This window comes from Prosthecobacter sp. Pr1 (genome assembly GCF_057652315.1).
Window position 1 is genome coordinate 442,461 of sequence record NZ_JBYFBS010000001.1, and the last position, 15,774, is coordinate 458,234.

Here is a 15,774-nt window from a genome sequence, read left to right on the forward strand (position 1 = left end):
GACTGAGATTGGATTTTGGGAAAGCGGTGGGTTGTCGGGTCGTTGCAGGCTGGAGCGGGAGTTGGACCACTGACTGGCACTGATATGGAGCCGGAACTGGGGCCGCTGATTTAGGCAGAGGAATGTTAGGCAGAGGAATGTTAGGCAGAGGAATGACTGAGGTTGGAGCTGCCCGGATTTTAACCGCTGATTAGACGCTGATAGGAACGCTAATAAAGAATCCGGAATTTCTGACCACGGATCACTCGGATTGACACGGATGACGGAGTCAGAAACTGACTGGCTCAATGCTTTGATCCGTGCGTCAGCGGGTTGGAGCCTGAATTTTGACCACGGAATACACGGAGCCGAGCGTAGCGAGACAGACGAACGCAGTGAGCCCGCAGGGGAGCGCAGCGAATCAATACACGGAACCTGAGTTGGAACTCAGAATGACGGGAATGAATTCAGTGGTCTGAAAAGAGGGAGAGCGGGAAGTTGCAGGGTGGTCCTGTTTGCTTGGCTCCATGGACTCGGTGGTGCTGGAGGAAGAGGCGGATTTTTAACGGCTGATCTATTCTCCGTAGCAAGACTGCGAAGGATGAATGGGACGCTGAGATGACGCTGATTCAGCCTTGGAATCTGGGGCGTGATGGCCTTGGGCGGTGAAGGATGGGTTGTGGCCTTGCGGATGCGCTGAGAATGGCAAGGGAATGAGTTGGCAGAGGAATGCCTGAGGGTAGCCCCATTGACTCGATGCTCCTGGAAGATGAGACGGATTTTAACCGCTGATTAGACGCTGATATGACGCTAATTCAGAAGGGGAATATGAGACCAGTTTTCTGGTGCTTCATTTCTTGGCTGGTGGGTAGGAGCCAGGCAAAAGGGGCAGGCCCAGCTCTTTGAGGAACTCATTGTGTTTGTTTGTGGCCGTCTTGATGGCCTCCTCGATTTTCACCAGCTCGGCATGCGTATCCGCGAGGATGATCTCCTCCTCGCCCACGGCGGTGCTGATGTAGCGGGAGATGTTCAGGTTGAAGTCGTTCTTTTCGATCTCGGCCATTTCCACGCGGCGGGAGTAGCGGGGTGATTCCGTGCGGTTCTGGTAGGTGTCGATGATCTTGGTGATGTTCTCCTCGCTCAGTTGGTTCTGGCGTTTGCCTTTCACGAAGTGCTCGGCGGCGTTGATGAAGAGCACGTCGTCGGGCTTCTTGCATTTCTTCAGCACGAGGATGCAGACGGGGATGCCGGTGGAGTAGAAGAGGTTGGCGGGCAGGCCGATGACGGTATCGATGTGGCCGTCCTTGAGCAGCTTGGTGCGGATGCGTTCCTCGGCACCGCCACGGAAGAGCACGCCGTGGGGCAGGATGATGGCCATCACGCCTTCGTCTTTGAGGTAGTGGAAGCCATGCAGCAGGAAGGCGAAGTCGGCGGCGGACTTGGGGGCGAGGCCGTGGCTTTTGAAGCGCACGTCGTCGGCCAGCGCGTCGGTGGGCTCCCAGCGGTAGCTAAAGGGCGGATTGGCCACGATGGCGTCGAAGCTGGGTTTCTTCGCCGGGTTCTGCTCCCGCATCATGTCCCACTCGTTGAGCAGGGTGTCGCCGTGGAAGATGTCGAACTCCGTGTCCTTCACCCCGTGCAGCAGCATGTTCATGCGGGCGAGGTTGTAGGTGGTGATGTTCTTCTCCTGGCCAAAGATTTTGCCGATAGTGCCGCCTGCCTTGGTCACCTTCTTGCGGACGTTGAGCAGCAGAGAGCCGGAGCCACAGGCGAAGTCCATCACGCTCTCCAGCCGCTTTTTCGTGCCGGTCTTGGGTTCCTGACTGTCCAGAGTCACGATGGCGGAGAGGATGTCGGAAATCTGCTGCGGCGTGTAAAACTCGCCCGCCTTCTTGCCGGACCCGGCGGCAAATTGGCCGATCAGGTATTCATAGGCGTCTCCTAGCGCGTCGATGTCCATGGAAAACTCCGCCAACCCTTCAGCAATCTTCTGGATGATGGTACAGAGCTTGGCGTTGCGGTCTTCATACTTCTTGCCCAGCTTGGGGGAACTCAGGTCAATCTCGGAGAACAAGCCCTGGAAGGTGCTCTCGAAGGATTCCGTCTCGATGTATTTGAAGCCCGCTTGCAGCGTGTTCAGCAGCTCCGCGTTCTGCGTTCGGGCCAGGTTGGCGATGCTGTTCCAAAGGTGCGCGGGCTGGATGATATAATGCACCTTGCGCCGCATCTGCTTCTCAAAGGCCGGGATGTCGTCCACGTTGTTCGCATACCACAGCGCCAGCGGCACCTTGCGGGCGTCTCCCCCCACATCGGGGTAATCCCGCCCCAGCTCCTTCTTCGCCGCTGTCTCGTAGTTGTCGGAGAGGTAGCGCAGGAAAAGGAAGGACAGCATGTAGTCGCGGAAGTCGTCCGCATCCATGGCCCCGCGCAGTTGGTCGGCGATGCTCCAGAGGGTGTTGCCCAGTTGTTTTTGATTGGTGTCGGTCATTTGATGGCTCCGGTTACGGGTGCTGGGATTGGTGCGGATGCCGGTGCGACCGGTGCAACCTCAAGAATCTCTGGCAGGTCGAATTTAAACTTGGTGGTGAAATCGCTGAGGATGCGGCGGAACAGGTCCTTGTTGTCCTCGCCCATCTCGGTCGGTTCGTGAATGGCGTATTTGCCGTGACTGAGAAGATTTAAAGCTCGGTTGTAGAGTGCTTGGTCTTCCTCGCTGTCCAGCGCTTTGATGCAGAAGGAAATGTCCGCGTGTCCGAAGAAAGAGGCCGTTTTCTCCATGATGCTACGGAGGGCGTTGAAGTGGAAGGTGTAGAGCTTGCCGGTGGTGGGATCGGCGGCTTGATGCAGCTCGGCGAGCGTCGCGACGTGGTGGAAGAACGGCGTGTCCTCGGTGGCGCGCAGCGTGTAGGCACCGTCGCCGTTCGGGCGGTGCAGGAAGTAGCGTTTGTGGGACACCCTCGGATCGCCCTCCTTCGCTCTTCCGATTTCATTGCAAATCACGTTGAAGAACAGGGCGTGATGCGTGGAGAAGATCACTTTGATGGGGGCGGCAGCGCCGTTCGCGTCTTTCCGGCTCGCCGCTCGCCGCAGGAGTTGGGCGAGGTCACAGGCGACGGCGATGGCATTGTTGTCGTCCAGAGAGGAAATGGGGTCGTCAATGTAGAGATACTTGTTGGCCTGATATGAGACATGACCATCGAGCATCCGCTCGCAGATAGCCATGAAGAGGCACCAGATGAAGATGTTCTGCTCGCCACGAGAGATTTTGATGTTCCTCTCTACAATGCGCTCAGGTTCTCCGCTCCGTCTTGGCTTCAGAACTTCCTTGGAAAAACTGATCTTCCATTCGGTATAGTCGATATCGAAGTCGAAGTCGGCATACCGACCGAGATAGCCTGCAATCGTCTCGTCCAGGGCGAGGTCTTTCAGGCCGTTGAAGAAATTGGAGTCGGGATTGAGCTGGAGATGGCGGACGGCGTCGCCGTCGAGGTCATTCTCCCAGGTGAACAGGTCTTCGGTGTAGGCGTTGAAGTAGAGCGTGTCGGCATTGCCGTGGTTCTTGCGCTTCCCCGTGTCCTTAAACTCCATGGAGAGCCGCGTTTTGCCGGTGCGGTTGTAGGCGTAAACAAGGAGAATGGTCGGCGGGGTCTTGACCACGTCCTTTTGTGAGACGCTGGCTTGCTGATTCAAATCATCGCGGAGGCGCGTCACCAATGTTTTCAGATTCTTGTAGGTGCTGATGCCACTCATGGCTCCACCTCCTCCGGGGATGGGAAAAGCTGCTGCACCAGGCCTTTCTTGTGGGTCTTGAGGGCTTCGTGCTTTTGGGTTTCGGCGGTGATCAGGGCGTCGAGGCTGCTCAGGCACGTGGCGATGTGTTGTTGTTCGGGGACGGATGGCAATAGCATCTCAACTTGAACAAGGTCCGACTTCTTTACATGAACAAAGGAGGCTTTGAATCCATGCGTCCTTCTCGCAATTTCTTCTTCAACCCTCGCAAGGATCAGTAAAGCGAACTGTAATGTGATCTGCTGCTCATCCATCAGCACCTTGAAAATATGCTGATTCAAGACACCAGACGGACCATTCCAAATACGAGCGCCGAAAGACGACCCCAGCGTTCCAGACCAAGCAAAGAGTAAATCCCCTGATTCAACGCGGTTTCGATCTGGCACTGGTGCCTGCGAGTAATTGAACTCAGCGGAAGGATCATTCAGATTCTGGATGCGGATGATTGGAGTCCCGGTTGATTTCCAGTCTTCCGGCTTGAAGGCACAACCGTTGACGAGGTTAAACATCTCACCAATCGTCCGAATCTCCCACTTCCCTGCATTCTGGAATTCGGGGAAGCGGAGGCGGGGTTGGGTTTCGCCTTCGCGGGGGAAAAGCTGCTGCATCAGCCCTTTTTTATGGGTCTTGAGCGCGTCCACTTTCCGCGCTTGCGCGGCCATCAATTCGTCCACCGATCTCAGGCACTCTGCGATTTTTTGTTGTTCGGCGGGCTGCGTCGGAAGCGGCAAACGGCCCGACAGGAAAGTCGTGTTTGTAATCTGAAGCGTATTCTTCGCACCCTTTTGGCAAAGCGGTGAAAGGAAGTCCTTCGACCGGTTTGGTGATTCAAAATAGGCCTCGATCATCAAACCCAGATGCGGGTTGGGCGGCGTGAAGACGCCGTAAAGTGGCGAGAGTGCGACTTCTCCGTCGAACTTGCATTGCTTTACGATGCCAAAAGGGAAGGCCTTCAATGGACTTTTCGTGTAAACCACATCAAAGGGACGCCCGATGGTGTAGTGCGAAGTGTCAGCGGCTGCGTAACTGCGGCCCAAGAGTTCGATCTGGTTGACGATGCCGTATTCCATCGAGACCGAGAAGACATTACGTCCGTCGGCGTTCTTGAGTTTGTGTTCCTTTAGAACCTTCGAGAGCGGTTCAAACACCCACGGACCGCTGAAGCCGGGAAATCGCAGCTTCGGCACCAGCGCGGACGCTGCCTCTTCCTTCGGGGCGGTGGTTTTGGTCTTACTGCTCATAGGCGCTGAGTCCTGAGATGTCGCGGCCACTGGCGCGTTTGGTGAGGAGGGGGTGCAGATCGGCCATGAGGGCGAGTTCGGCCTGGGTGCGTGCTTTCCAGCCGAGGTCGAGCGGAGCCATGAGGTCGCTGAGGTGCTCGCCATCGAAGATCATGCGGTCGAGGATGCCGTCCACGAAGGTTTGCAGGGAGGCGGTGGCGAGGCCGTGCCGCGCGGCGATGGCGGCGAGTTCCTTGGCGTTCTTCTCCGCCTTGAAGCGGGTGTAGCCCTCACGGATGGCGGTTTCGCTGAGGCCCTCGCCCGCCTTGAGTGTGCCGATGTATTCGGCGATGTCGTCCCGCTCGTTCATGAACTTGGCATCGGCGCTGATGAGGCCGATGAGTTCCTCACGGGTCATCTTCGACTTGCCCGGCCCCTTGGCCGAGAACTTGGCGATGAGGCCCATGATGTAGTCGTAATCAATGACGGCGGAGGCGAAGAGGACGAACTCGAAGTCGATCTGATCTACGGGGTCGTCGATGGTGTCGTCTTTGCCTCCCGTCTTGCCCTGCTGGTCTCTGAGCTTTTTGGCCGTCTCCAGATACTGGCCTTTGAAGCCGCGCAGGGCTTCCTCCGGCAGCACCGCATCGATGGTGGTTTTGTTTTCCTCGGTGAGGTCAGTGTATTGGTCGAGCTGGGTCTTGAGCCGCTGGACTTCCTTGAAGTGGGTGATGAAGGCGGCCTTGGCGGCATCTCCCTTCAGATTCGCCACCGCAGACGGTGTACAGTCGAGGCCCTGGGATTTCATGAAGCTGTCGAGCTTCTGCACGGCGGCCTCCAGCTTCTGGATGACGACGGGGGCCTTGTCCACGAGCCAGATTTCCCGCGCCTGCTCGCCGGTTTTCTCCCCGGAGAAGAGGGTGATGGCGGCATCCACGGCGTCCTGCTGCTGGCGGAAGTCGAGGATGTTCCCATACGGTTTGGTGCCATTGAGTACGCGGTTGGTGCGGGAGAAGGCCTGGATGAGGCCGTGGTGCTTGAGGTTCTTGTCCACGTAGAGCGTGTTCAGGAACTTGGAATCGAAGCCGGTGAGCAGCATGTCCACGACGATGGTAATGTCGATCTTCTGCGCGGCGGGGTAGTCGGCATTCGGCCACTGCTGGTCTTTGATGCGCTTTTGCACATCCTGGTAATAGAGATCGAACTCGCTGAAGCGGTGATTGGTGCCGTAGCGGGAGTTGTAGTCGGCGAGGATGGACTTGAGCGCGGCTTTCTTGCCCTCGGGGTCTTCCTCGTTATCCGCCTGCTCCTGCGGCAGGTCTTCCTGAATCTGCTTCACATCGGGATCGCCCTCGGCAGGCGGGGAGAAAACGCAGGCGATGTTCAGCGGCTTGAACTCGGGATCAGCCTCCACTTTGTCCTTTTGCATCGCGGCAAACAACCCGTGGTATTCGATGGCGTCATTGATGGACGCGGTGGCGAGGATGGCATTGAAGCGGCGTCCGCCGGTGGCTGCGTCATGCTTGGACAGAATGGCCTCGATGACGGCTTTCTTGGCGATGGCCTCGCCGGGCTTCGGCGGGCTTTTGCCCTCGGGCTTGAAGTAATCAATGTGGAAGCGCAGGACGTTCCCATCCTCGATGGCGTGGGTGATGGTGTAGGCGTGGAGCTGCTTCTTGAAGAGGTCCGCCGTGGTGCGCATGGAGGCCTGCGTGTCCGTGATCTTCTGCAAGGAGGCATTGGCCTCAAAGATGGGCGTGCCGGTGAAGCCGAAGAGCTGAGCCCTGGGGAAGAACTCTTTAATCGCCTTGTGATTCTCGCCGAACTGGGAGCGGTGGCACTCGTCGAAGATGAAGACGATGCGTTTGTCACTCAACGGGGCCAGCATCTCCTTGTAGGTCGGCTGGTCGTTCTTCTTTCGCTGCTTGTTGCGTTTGCTGGTCTCGTCCAGCGCGAGGCCGAGCTTTTGGATGGTGGTGACGATGACCTTGTCCGCGTAGTCTTCGGAAAGCAGGCGACGCACAAGGGCGGCGGTGTTGGTGTTTTCCTCGACGCAGCCTTCCTGGAACTTGTTGAACTCCTCCCGCGTTTGGCGGTCGAGGTCCTTGCGGTCCACGACGAAGACGCATTTGTGAATGTGGTCGTTTTCCTTGAGCAGGGTGGAAGCTTTGAAGGAGGTGAGCGTCTTGCCGCTGCCGGTGGTGTGCCAGATGAAGCCGTTGCCGTCGTCGTCGTCAATGCACTTCACCATGTGCTGCACGGCATAGACCTGATAGGGCCGCATGATCATGAGCTTCTGCTCGCCAGCGAGCAGCACCATGTAGCGGCTGATGGTACGGCCTAGGTCGCACTTTTTCAGGAAGCGCTCGGCGAAGGGATCGAGGTGGGTGATCTTGCTGTTGTCCTCGTCCGCAAACTCATAGATGGGCAGGAAGCGCTCTTCGGCATTGAAGGCAAAGTGGCGGGCGTTGTTGTTCGCGAAGTAGTAGGTGCGGTCGCGATTGCTAACGATGAAGATCTGCATGAAGCAGAGCAGCGTCTTGGTGTAGCCGTTGCCGGGATCGTTCTTGTATTCGACGATCTGTTCCATGGCCCGGCGTGGATTCACGCCGAGGGTCTTCAGCTCGATCTGCACACAGGGCACGCCATTGATGAGCAGGAGCACATCGTAACGGTGGTGGCTGTTGTCCGTGTTGATGCGGAGCTGGTTGATGACCTCGAAGTGGTTTTTGCACCAGTCCTTGATGTTGACCAGCGTGTAGTTCAACGGCGTGCCATCGTCGCGAGTGAAGCTGTTGATCGCCCGCAGGGTCTTGGAGGCGGTGAAGACATCCGGCGTTACGATTTCATCGAGCAGGCGGGCGAATTCGGCGTCGGTGAGGCGAACGCGGTTTAGGGCCTCGAATTTCTCCCGGAAGTTCTGCTCCAGCGTGGCGCGATTGGTGATGTCGCGGCGGTATTCGTATTTGAGTGCCTGGAGCCTGCCGATGAAGCCGGACTCGATGCCATCTTCGCGCAAAACCGAGGTCGGGGTATCGGAGGGCAGGTCATAACGGACTTCAGAACGGGGCATGGCGGGGAGGATGAAAGGCAGCGCTTGGATCGGAAATTTCCTACGGCGCTCTGCCCACCAAAGCTGAGGGCGTTAGGGATGGCAAGGGAATCACCAACGAAAGGGGGTGGGAGGGAGATCTCCCGCACCCCTTCAGGGTGCGGCCTTCGGTGAAAGGGGGCGCGTGATGGGGTGACCCAGGGCTTGCTGCGCGGCGCCCTGGGCTGAGTCCGGCGGCCCTTCAGGCCGCGATGGCGGGAGCTGTTTGCTCTGCTTTGTTAAGCGTCTGGGGCGAGGCGGTGGGGTCCTTGTTCCGCAGGAACAAGGCAACTTTGGGGCAGGAATGCCCCTGTTACCGGGTGCTGACGGAGACGGCGCCCATGGCGGGGACCATGATTTCGTCTCCGGGTTTGAGGGTGGAGCCGGAGGGGAGGCGGTTCATTTCGCGGATGTGATCCGGGGTGGTGGTGAACTGGGTGGCGATGGTTTCGATGGTGTCTGAGCGATCGACGCGGTAGGCGAGGATGCCGCGGTGGGAGTCGGAGGTGTCGGGGGCTTTGGGCGCGGCTGGGGGTGCGGCTGGGGGTGCGGCGGCGATGGGGGCGGGGGGCGGCGCGGATGGCGGGGCTGACACCGGGGCGAAGCCGCTGGCGGCTGGGGGCGGGGCGCCGCCGGGGACGCCGAAGCCGGGGAGGGGGACGGTGTCGGGGGATTCGGCGCGTGGGGGGGCGGACCGGGTCTTGGTGGCGACGAGGGTGGTGGTGGTGCGGCCGGGGATTTTGAGGCGCTGGCCGACGATGATTTTATTGACGTCTTTGACTTTGTTGGCGGTGGCGAGGGCGACGGGGGTGATTTTGTGCTTGAGGGCGATGGCTTTGAGGCTGTCTCCTTTTTTGACGGTGTAGTAGAGGGGGGAGCTGACCTTCACCATGGTGGTGACGGGTGCGGAGGCGGGGGCGGAGCCGGAGGAGGGGCTGCCGGTGAGGGTGGGCGGGGTGTAGCTGGCCTGGGTGGTGGAGGTGCTGCCGCTGAGGCGGTGGGGGGAGGGGATGAGGAGGGTCTGGCCGACGTGGACTTCGTCTTCGGTCATGCGATTGAGCTGCTGGATCTCGCCGACGCTGACGCGGTGGGTGGAGGCGATGCGCCAGAGGGTGTCGCCGGGGCGGGCGATGTAGGTGGTGTGGGCGGCGAGATCGGTGCCGCCATCGTAACGGGTGGTGCTGCCTTTGCCGCCGCGCTTGATGCTGCTGACATCGCGCTCGAGGTCGCCGATGCGCATGTTTTGGACGCGGTCGCTGTCGCGGAGCCGGGAGACCTGATTGGTGAGATCGCCGGTGGGGCCGTAGACTTTGGGGGGTGGCGGGGGGCCTGCGGCGGGCTTTTTGGTGGCCGTGGATTTGGCGGTGGTTTTGCCGTGGGTGGGTGCCTTGGAGGACTTGGTGGATGCGGTCTTGGGGGCGGGGCCGTAGCCGGGAGGGGCGGGTGGGTAGGTGTAGCCGGCGGAGGCGGGTGGATAGGTATAGCCGGTGGGCTGGGTGTACTGGGGGCGGCCGGCGGGGGCCTGGATGGCGGCGGCGGACTGCCGGGTGGCTCTGGCGGAGGGCTGCTGGAGCCCGGTGCCGGGGGCGGGGTAGCCGGGAGGGGGTGGCTGGGTGAAGGTATTGGTGACTGCCTGGAGCGGGTGGGTGAAAATGACTCCCCCGAAAAGCACGAGAGATCTCAGCACGGAGGATGAAAGGCAGGTCGTCTTCATATGGTTATTGTAGAAAATTCGATTGTTAATTCAATCAAATATTTTATAACTACGAATATATTTTTTGAAATTTCGCCCGTTCATCGCCCTGAGCCTGCAAACGGTGGTCGCTTTTTTGGCCCTCGGAGGGAGTGTGTATTCGCTGGTGTGGCTGGAGGGGCGGCAGGCGGCGGAGCCTCTGCCGAGGGAGGGATTTTGGAATGAGAGGGCGCCGATTGTGGTGGTGGATGCGGGGCATGGCGGGCATGACGGCGGGGCGGTGGCGAACGGGGTGATCGAAAAAAACATGAGCCTGGACATCGCGAACCGGCTGAAGAAGGAGCTGGAGGAGGCGGGGGTGCGGGTGGTGATGACGCGGAGCGGGGACCGGTTTCTGACGCTGGATGAGCGTGCGGCGATGGCGGGGACGCATGAGGCGGCGGCCTTTGTGAGCGTGCACCTGAACACGGACGGTGAGGGGAGCGATGCGGAGGGGATTGAGACGTATTTTGCGGAAGGGAAGGGGCTGATGGCGCGGCAGCTGGTGTCTGCTGGCGAGGGGCGAACGGAGGGGGACGGGGCGGATTTTGCGAGCACGGTGCAGCGGCTGGTGTGCGGTGCGACGAAGGCGGAGAACCGGGGGACGAAGGCGAGGGACTACGCGGTGGTGGCGCGGGCGGCGTGCCCGGCGGTGCTGGTGGAGTGCGGATTCATCACGAGCGCGAGCGAGTCGGTGCGGCTGAAGCAGGCGGGGTATCGGGACAAGGTGGCGGATGGGATCGCGCGGGGGGTGGTGCTGTTTTTGCAGAGCCGGGCGGCGAGGGCGGGAGTGATTGCTGCGGTGGCGAAGTAAAATCAGCGGGACAAACGGTGTCTTCACGGCGTAAATCATGGGGTCTTGTCTGACTCCCACGACATCGCTGTTTCGAGTACGCGCCGTGCGCTTTATGCGCTGGGGCTGTTTGCGATCGCGTCGGCGGCGTTTTACGGGGTGTTTTCAGCGGTGGAGTATCCGTGGAACTGGAGCGGGGTGTGGCAGTACCGGGAGCAGTTTTTCCATGGCTGGCTGAGCACGATGGGGTTGTCTCTGGTGGCGATGGTGGTGAGCATTGCGTTTGGGTTTGTGCTGATGCTGGGGCGGCGTGCGCCATGGCTGCCGGTGCGGATGGGATGCGGCAGTGTGGTGGAGGTGGTGCGGGGATCGCCGCTGCTGGTGCAGCTGCTCATTGGGCATTACATCATCGCGCAGGCGCTGCACATCGATCAGCCGCTGTTTACGGGGATCATTTTGCTGGGGTGTTTTGAGGGGGCGTATCTGGCGGAGATTTTTCGGGGTGCGGTGGAGAGCATCAGTGCATCGCAGCTTGAGGCGGCGCGTGCGGTGGGTTTTAGCAAGGCGCAGACGTACCGGTTTGTGATCATCCCGCAGGCGCTGAGGCGGGCGCTGCCGGGGACGACTGGGCAGCTGGTGTCGCTGATCAAGGATTCGTCGCTGCTCTCGGTGATCGGGATCGAGGAGCTGGTGCAGAAGGTCAAGATCATGAACGCGGCGAACTTTGCGCCGCTGGAGGGCTACCTGCCGCTGGCGCTGGCGTATCTGGTGGTGACGATACCGCTTTCGCATCTGGCGCGTCGATTGGAAGGGAGGTTTGCGTATGAAACTTGAAACGCATGCGGTGACTAAAAGGTATGGCGCGCACGCGGCGCTGGACGGGGCTTCGTTTGCCACGGGGGACGAGGCGCGGGTGATCGCGCTGCTGGGGCCTTCGGGCGGAGGGAAGTCCACGCTGCTGCGTGTGCTGGGGAGTCTGCTGGTGCCGGATGACGGGCATGTGAGCATCGACGCGCGTGCGCTGCCGCATGATGAGGAGGGGGCTTTGAACGAGCGGCGTGGGAATGGTTTTGTGTTTCAGGGGTACAACCTTTTTCCGCATCTCACGGCGCTGCAGAACATCGCGCTGCCGCTGCGGGAAGTGCATGGCATGAGTGAAACGCAGGCCACGCAGCGGGCGCTGGAACTGCTGCACCGACTGGGGCTGGCAGGGCATGAGCATAAACGGCCGAGCCAGCTTTCCGGAGGGCAGCAGCAGCGTGCGGCTATCGCACGGGCGCTGGCGCCGAAGCCGCGTTTGCTGCTGCTGGATGAACCGACCTCGGCACTTGATCCGGTGATGACGGGGGAGGTGCTGGATGTGATCCGTGAACTGGCGGAGGCGGGTCAGAGCATCATCCTGGCGACGCATGAGATCAGCTTTGCGCGCAAGGTGGCGGACTGGGTGGTGTTTCTGGTGGGCGGGAAAGTGGAGGAGTCATCCACTGCGGCTGAGTTTTTCACGCGGCCGCAGACGGAGCTGGCGCGGCAGTATTTGGAAGGGTTGTCGAAGTACCGCTGATCAACGGCGGAGGAGAAAACTTCGTATTTTGAAATAGATACACGCAGGGATGGTGGAAGACGCGATGTGATGGTATGAAATCACTCTTCTGCTTCCTTGCCCTGTTCCTTGTATCCGTGACCGCTCTTCCTAGCTGCAAAAAGGGCCCGGCTGAAAAGATTGGCGACAAGATCGATGATGCCACGGATTCACGCCCTGCTGAAGGGGTGCGTGATGCTGTCGAGAAGGCGACCGGCAAGTAATGCAACCTGGCGCGCGCGTTTCGGAGACGAAACCGCTCTAGTTGTTGAGCGCTGAAGCCGCGGTGGGCTCGGGGATGGTGGGCGGTGGTTGGTCGCCGTTTTTGACGACTTCGACGAGACGCTTGATGCCATCGCGGGCCATCTCGCTAAGGGGGTGCATGCTCTTGGCTTTCAAATACCAGGCGATGGCGGAACCGATCTGCTGCTTCTCCTCCTGCTGACGGGCGTTTTCGATGGCGGTGACGAATTCGCTGGCCTTCACACCGAGGTCTGCGCGCAGTTTGCTGAGCACGGGATCGTCGGGGTAGAGCTTGGATTCCTTCTCCACTTTTTCCCATGCGGCGGGAGCGCTGCTGGCGGCCATTTCTTTGGCTCCGCCGAGGATGAGTTCGAGGCGGCCCATGTCCTTGAGGACTTTTTCGAGCTGCTGCTTGCGGGTGAGGTCATCGGCGACGGCGGCGATGAAGGGGGCTTGGTTTTCGAAGATCTGGCGGTAGTTGCGCTGGCTAAGGAGGCGGTCGAATTCCATGAGGGCCTGGGACTTCATGTCGGTGGACTGCATCATGTGCTCGCTGAGCTGGGTGACGCGGGGATTGGTGGGCCAGATTTCGGCGGCGGCTTTCATCTCCTTTTCCACGGTCACGGCATCCTTGTTGCCCATGGCTGCGTTGGCGTTGTTCACGTGCAGATTGCTCATGGTCTTGGCGGTTTGAATCGCGGCGAGGGGCTTGGCGTATTCAAAGTCGTCGGAGGTGGTGCGGAGCTCCATGACGACGGTTTCGGCGCTGGAATAGTCCTTCATTTCCAAGAATGAGAGGAGCTTGTTTTTCTTGCGGACGAAATCGAGGACCTTGGTCTTTTCGGACATGGGGAGGCGGCGGACGCGAGGCAGGTATTCACCGATGGCGTAGGCTTCGAGGAGGCGGTTGCTGGCGCTGTCCACATCGCGGCGGGACACGAGGTTTTCGAAGGAGACGAGGGATTCATCGACGCTGCGGATGGCTTCGAGGGAGAGGCCGTCGATCATGCTGACGGTGGGAGGGACGCCGAAGCTGCTGGAGAGGAGCTTTTGGACATCGCTGTTCTTGTCGAGCTGCAGGATGCTTTCGCCGTCGCGGAAAAGATTGGGGTAGAAGCGGCAGGCGATGACGGCGTGCTCAAAACGACGCTGCATGAACATCTGGATGATGAGGGCCTGGAACTGGATCTTGCTGGTGATTTCGGAGAGGCCCATGGCTGTCTCGTTCAGTTTGGTGCGGGCTTCGATTTCAGCGATGCCCTTGATGTAACCGGAGGTGCGGCCGACGGTATTGGTATTGGACTGCTGGCTTTGCTTTTCGCTTTGCTGCTGGTCGGTTTTGGTGGAGCCGCCGGTTTTGACCATAGGGGTGCTGTTCATGGCCACCTCAGCGTTCCATTCGAGCTGCTTGCGGCGCTCCATCATGGCGGTGTTGGCGAGCTTGCGTTCGTTGACACGTTTCTGGGAAGTCCAGACATCCCAGATGGCATTGGCGACGGCATTGCAGAGGCCACCGTCGATTCTGGCGGCACCGGCCTCCGGCAACATGGCAAAGGCTTTCATGACTTCAGGACCGCGGATCTGAGCCTTGGTGACGGGGTCGGTGGCCTTGTGCGTGGGGGCGAGGAGTTCCATGATCTGCGCCATGAGATCACGGTAGGCCTGGTCTTCAGGGCCATTGGCCTCAGGCGTGGTGAGATAGGTCTCAAACCGGGAGCGCATGAGGCGGTTGTTGGTCACATTCCAGAGCTTGCCGTTGAAGGAGACGTTCTCCGAGCCGGGATCGGCCATGGGCATGTTGCCGAGAGCGGTCTGCGTATCGGTCTGGCGGTCGGCAGCGCTGCCGGGCACCATGTTGTAATTGTTATTGGAGGTGGTGCTGGCCGGGGGCGCACCCGCACCGGGGCTGCCTGGGAGAACCTGGGCGCTGGCAGGAGACAGCGCTGCTAGGACGAGGGCAAAAGTAAGGCGCTTCATGACGGTGTGAGATTACGCTTTGATGAGTTCGAGCACTTCGAGCACGCCGGTTTCCATGACGCGCACTTTAAAGATGTAACGCTGGCGGCGCTGAATGTTGGCCCCTTTGTAATCCGGCGGCACCCAGACAGGAAGGTAAGTATTGCCTGCGCCATCGCTGATCTGCAAGCTGAAGAGGCGGCCGTCTGCGCTGCGCCAGTTGTCGAGGCGGTCGTCCACGACGCCCTCGACCTTGTATTCATTGCCACTGAGGGCGGTGGCGTTTTCCATGAACTCACTGGCACTGAGCTCGGTGACGCCGGTCATCGCATCAGTCGAACGATGCATCAAAGCAAAACCACCGCCGCCGACGAAAGCGAGAATGGCGATCAATCCCATCCAGTGGGTGGGGCGGACTCCAGATTGGGCACGGCGTGACATGGGTGGATCAGGAAGTTTTGGGTGGAGGGATCAGTAAAAGGCAGACTAAAAATCGACGACAAACGCTGGCTGTCCAATCCAAGATGAGGCAGGTTGTGATGAATGGGGGACTCCGGCAGAACTAATATCCGCACTTATCGTGATTCGTTTCAAGGAATCGGATGCGGCACTGGCTGCATGGTGCATTTGGTTTTAATCGGCTTCCTCGCCCTGGCGGTGCTGGTGTGGTGCATCAAAAATCGTGCCTGGGAGCTGAGTGTGACCGTGGAAATGCCGACGGTGAAGAAAGCCGAGGTGGAACCGGCCCCGTAACTTTTGCGCTGGTGACAGGGCTGAGGTCAAGGCGCGTCAGGGTGAGCGGCGCTGCTGCCACGGATGTGCACCGGAGTGCCCACCTGGGCATGCTCCCAGATCACTTGCTGGGGCTCGGCAGGAGTGCGGATGCAGCCTTTGCTGGAGAGTTCTCCCGGCTTGAACTCGCCCTGATGAATGCCCACTCCGGGCCAGGTGAGCCGCAGCCAGTGTGGCATTTCGTAGCCTTCGTAGCGGGTGCCCGGTGGCTGCGGGCCGTGATGCTCCCAGACGCGCCACACGACCACCTCACGCGTGTCCTGCTTGACGAATTTGCCGTAGCGGTTGGAGAACTTCGTCGGCAGCTTTTCGAGCACCTTGAAATGACCGGTGGGCGTGGGCGAGGTGTTCCGGCCTGAGGAGATTTGGGTGACCACGACGGGCACTTTGTCTGCATTGAACAAACGCATTTCCTGCCGGGAGAGGTCGATTTCGATGCTGGCCGCCGCCGGTTTCAAGGCTGAGGCCAAGGGGGCGTCGATGTGATAGACGGGCTTGGGCAGTGAGGGCGTCAATGGTTTGCGCTGCAGCAGTGTGCAAGCGGGCAGGAGACACAGAATCAGCAGAGATGGCAGCCTCATGAAAGAGGGCAGCAGATGA

Annotated in this window: 13 protein-coding genes; 5 read left to right on the forward strand and 8 right to left on the reverse strand. The window is 59.9% G+C overall.

Going from position 1 to position 15,774, the window contains the following annotated elements:
* Nucleotides 1-829: 829 nt before the first annotated feature.
* The 5 genes from AC24GY_RS01950 to AC24GY_RS01970 all read right to left on the reverse strand — a co-directional run bounded on the left by AC24GY_RS01950 (nucleotide 830) and on the right by AC24GY_RS01970 (nucleotide 9,793).
* Entirely contained in the window at nucleotides 830-2,467 is a 1,638-nt protein-coding gene (locus tag AC24GY_RS01950; protein ID WP_487679822.1) for a type I restriction-modification system subunit M, read from the reverse strand.
* Nucleotides 2,464-3,729, reverse strand: a complete 1,266-nt coding sequence (locus tag AC24GY_RS01955; protein ID WP_487679824.1) for an AAA family ATPase — start codon at nucleotides 3,727-3,729, stop codon at nucleotides 2,464-2,466. Before AC24GY_RS01955 ends, AC24GY_RS01950 begins: the two co-directional genes overlap by 4 nt.
* Nucleotides 3,726-5,009: a restriction endonuclease subunit S gene (locus AC24GY_RS01960; RefSeq protein WP_487679826.1), complete on the reverse strand. Its 1,284-nt coding sequence runs from the start codon at nucleotides 5,007-5,009 to the stop codon at nucleotides 3,726-3,728. The genes AC24GY_RS01955 and AC24GY_RS01960 overlap by 4 nt, the downstream gene beginning before the upstream one ends.
* A complete protein-coding gene (locus tag AC24GY_RS01965; RefSeq protein WP_487679829.1) occupies nucleotides 4,999-8,061 on the reverse strand; it encodes a type I restriction endonuclease subunit R in 3,063 nt (1,020 codons plus the stop codon). Before AC24GY_RS01965 ends, AC24GY_RS01960 begins: the two co-directional genes overlap by 11 nt.
* A 331-nt stretch (nucleotides 8,062-8,392) precedes the next feature.
* Nucleotides 8,393-9,793 (reverse strand): LysM peptidoglycan-binding domain-containing protein, encoded by a 1,401-nt coding sequence (locus AC24GY_RS01970; RefSeq protein ID WP_487679831.1) that lies wholly within the window; start codon nucleotides 9,791-9,793, stop codon nucleotides 8,393-8,395.
* A 64-nt stretch (nucleotides 9,794-9,857) separates the two neighbouring features.
* Here AC24GY_RS01970 and AC24GY_RS01975 point away from each other — a divergent pair, with 64 nt between their 5' ends.
* The 4 genes from AC24GY_RS01975 (at nucleotide 9,858) to AC24GY_RS01990 (ending at nucleotide 12,407) form a co-directional block, all read left to right on the forward strand.
* Nucleotides 9,858-10,625 carry an N-acetylmuramoyl-L-alanine amidase gene (locus AC24GY_RS01975; RefSeq protein ID WP_487679833.1) on the forward strand — a complete coding sequence of 256 codons (768 nt, stop codon included), beginning with the start codon at nucleotides 9,858-9,860 and terminating at the stop codon, nucleotides 10,623-10,625.
* A 45-nt stretch (nucleotides 10,626-10,670) separates the two neighbouring features.
* On the forward strand, nucleotides 10,671-11,438 hold the full coding sequence (locus AC24GY_RS01980) for an amino acid ABC transporter permease (protein ID WP_487679835.1): 768 nt from the start codon (nucleotides 10,671-10,673) through the stop codon (nucleotides 11,436-11,438).
* A complete protein-coding gene (locus AC24GY_RS01985) occupies nucleotides 11,428-12,165 on the forward strand; it encodes an amino acid ABC transporter ATP-binding protein (protein WP_487679837.1) in 738 nt (245 codons plus the stop codon). Before AC24GY_RS01980 ends, AC24GY_RS01985 begins: the two co-directional genes overlap by 11 nt.
* 74 nt (nucleotides 12,166-12,239) lie before the next feature.
* A complete protein-coding gene (locus AC24GY_RS01990; protein ID WP_487679839.1) occupies nucleotides 12,240-12,407 on the forward strand; it encodes a hypothetical protein in 168 nt (55 codons plus the stop codon).
* A gap of 37 nt (nucleotides 12,408-12,444) precedes the next feature.
* Here the strand turns inward: AC24GY_RS01990 and AC24GY_RS01995 are convergent, their stop codons facing one another.
* Both AC24GY_RS01995 and AC24GY_RS02000 read right to left on the reverse strand, forming a co-directional pair.
* Complete coding sequence (locus AC24GY_RS01995; protein WP_487679841.1) at nucleotides 12,445-14,403, reverse strand: hypothetical protein; 1,959 nt, start codon at nucleotides 14,401-14,403, stop codon at nucleotides 12,445-12,447.
* Nucleotides 14,404-14,415: 12 nt separating this feature from the next.
* Nucleotides 14,416-14,823, reverse strand: coding sequence for a hypothetical protein (locus AC24GY_RS02000; protein WP_422318586.1), 408 nt, complete (start codon nucleotides 14,821-14,823; stop codon nucleotides 14,416-14,418).
* A 177-nt stretch (nucleotides 14,824-15,000) separates the two neighbouring features.
* Here AC24GY_RS02000 and AC24GY_RS02005 point away from each other — a divergent pair, with 177 nt between their 5' ends.
* Entirely contained in the window at nucleotides 15,001-15,135 is a 135-nt protein-coding gene (locus AC24GY_RS02005; protein WP_487679843.1) for a hypothetical protein, read from the forward strand.
* Between the two features lie 26 nt (nucleotides 15,136-15,161).
* Here the strand turns inward: AC24GY_RS02005 and AC24GY_RS02010 are convergent, their stop codons facing one another.
* The gene (locus AC24GY_RS02010) at nucleotides 15,162-15,755 is read right to left on the reverse strand and encodes a L,D-transpeptidase (protein ID WP_487679845.1); all 594 of its coding nucleotides are present in this window, start codon (nucleotides 15,753-15,755) and stop codon (nucleotides 15,162-15,164) included.
* Nucleotides 15,756-15,774 lie beyond the last annotated feature (19 nt).

Excerpts from the sequence above, each read along its gene's own strand:
- AC24GY_RS01955 (WP_487679824.1), bottom strand. The coding sequence starts at position 3,729 with ATGAGTGGCATCAGCACCTACAAGAATCTGAAAACATTGGTGACGCGC.
- AC24GY_RS01960 (WP_487679826.1), bottom strand. The coding sequence starts at position 5,009 with ATGAGCAGTAAGACCAAAACCACCGCCCCGAAGGAAGAGGCAGCGTCC.
- AC24GY_RS02005 (WP_487679843.1), top strand. The coding sequence starts at position 15,001 with ATGGTGCATTTGGTTTTAATCGGCTTCCTCGCCCTGGCGGTGCTGGTG.
- AC24GY_RS01985 (WP_487679837.1), top strand. The coding sequence starts at position 11,428 with ATGAAACTTGAAACGCATGCGGTGACTAAAAGGTATGGCGCGCACGCG.
- AC24GY_RS01970 (WP_487679831.1), bottom strand. The coding sequence starts at position 9,793 with ATGAAGACGACCTGCCTTTCATCCTCCGTGCTGAGATCTCTCGTGCTT.
- AC24GY_RS01990 (WP_487679839.1), top strand. The coding sequence starts at position 12,240 with ATGAAATCACTCTTCTGCTTCCTTGCCCTGTTCCTTGTATCCGTGACC.
- AC24GY_RS02000 (WP_422318586.1), bottom strand. The coding sequence starts at position 14,823 with ATGTCACGCCGTGCCCAATCTGGAGTCCGCCCCACCCACTGGATGGGA.
- AC24GY_RS01995 (WP_487679841.1), bottom strand. The coding sequence starts at position 14,403 with ATGAAGCGCCTTACTTTTGCCCTCGTCCTAGCAGCGCTGTCTCCTGCC.
- AC24GY_RS01950 (WP_487679822.1), bottom strand. The coding sequence starts at position 2,467 with ATGACCGACACCAATCAAAAACAACTGGGCAACACCCTCTGGAGCATC.
- AC24GY_RS01965 (WP_487679829.1), bottom strand. The coding sequence starts at position 8,061 with ATGCCCCGTTCTGAAGTCCGTTATGACCTGCCCTCCGATACCCCGACC.
- AC24GY_RS02010 (WP_487679845.1), bottom strand. The coding sequence starts at position 15,755 with ATGAGGCTGCCATCTCTGCTGATTCTGTGTCTCCTGCCCGCTTGCACA.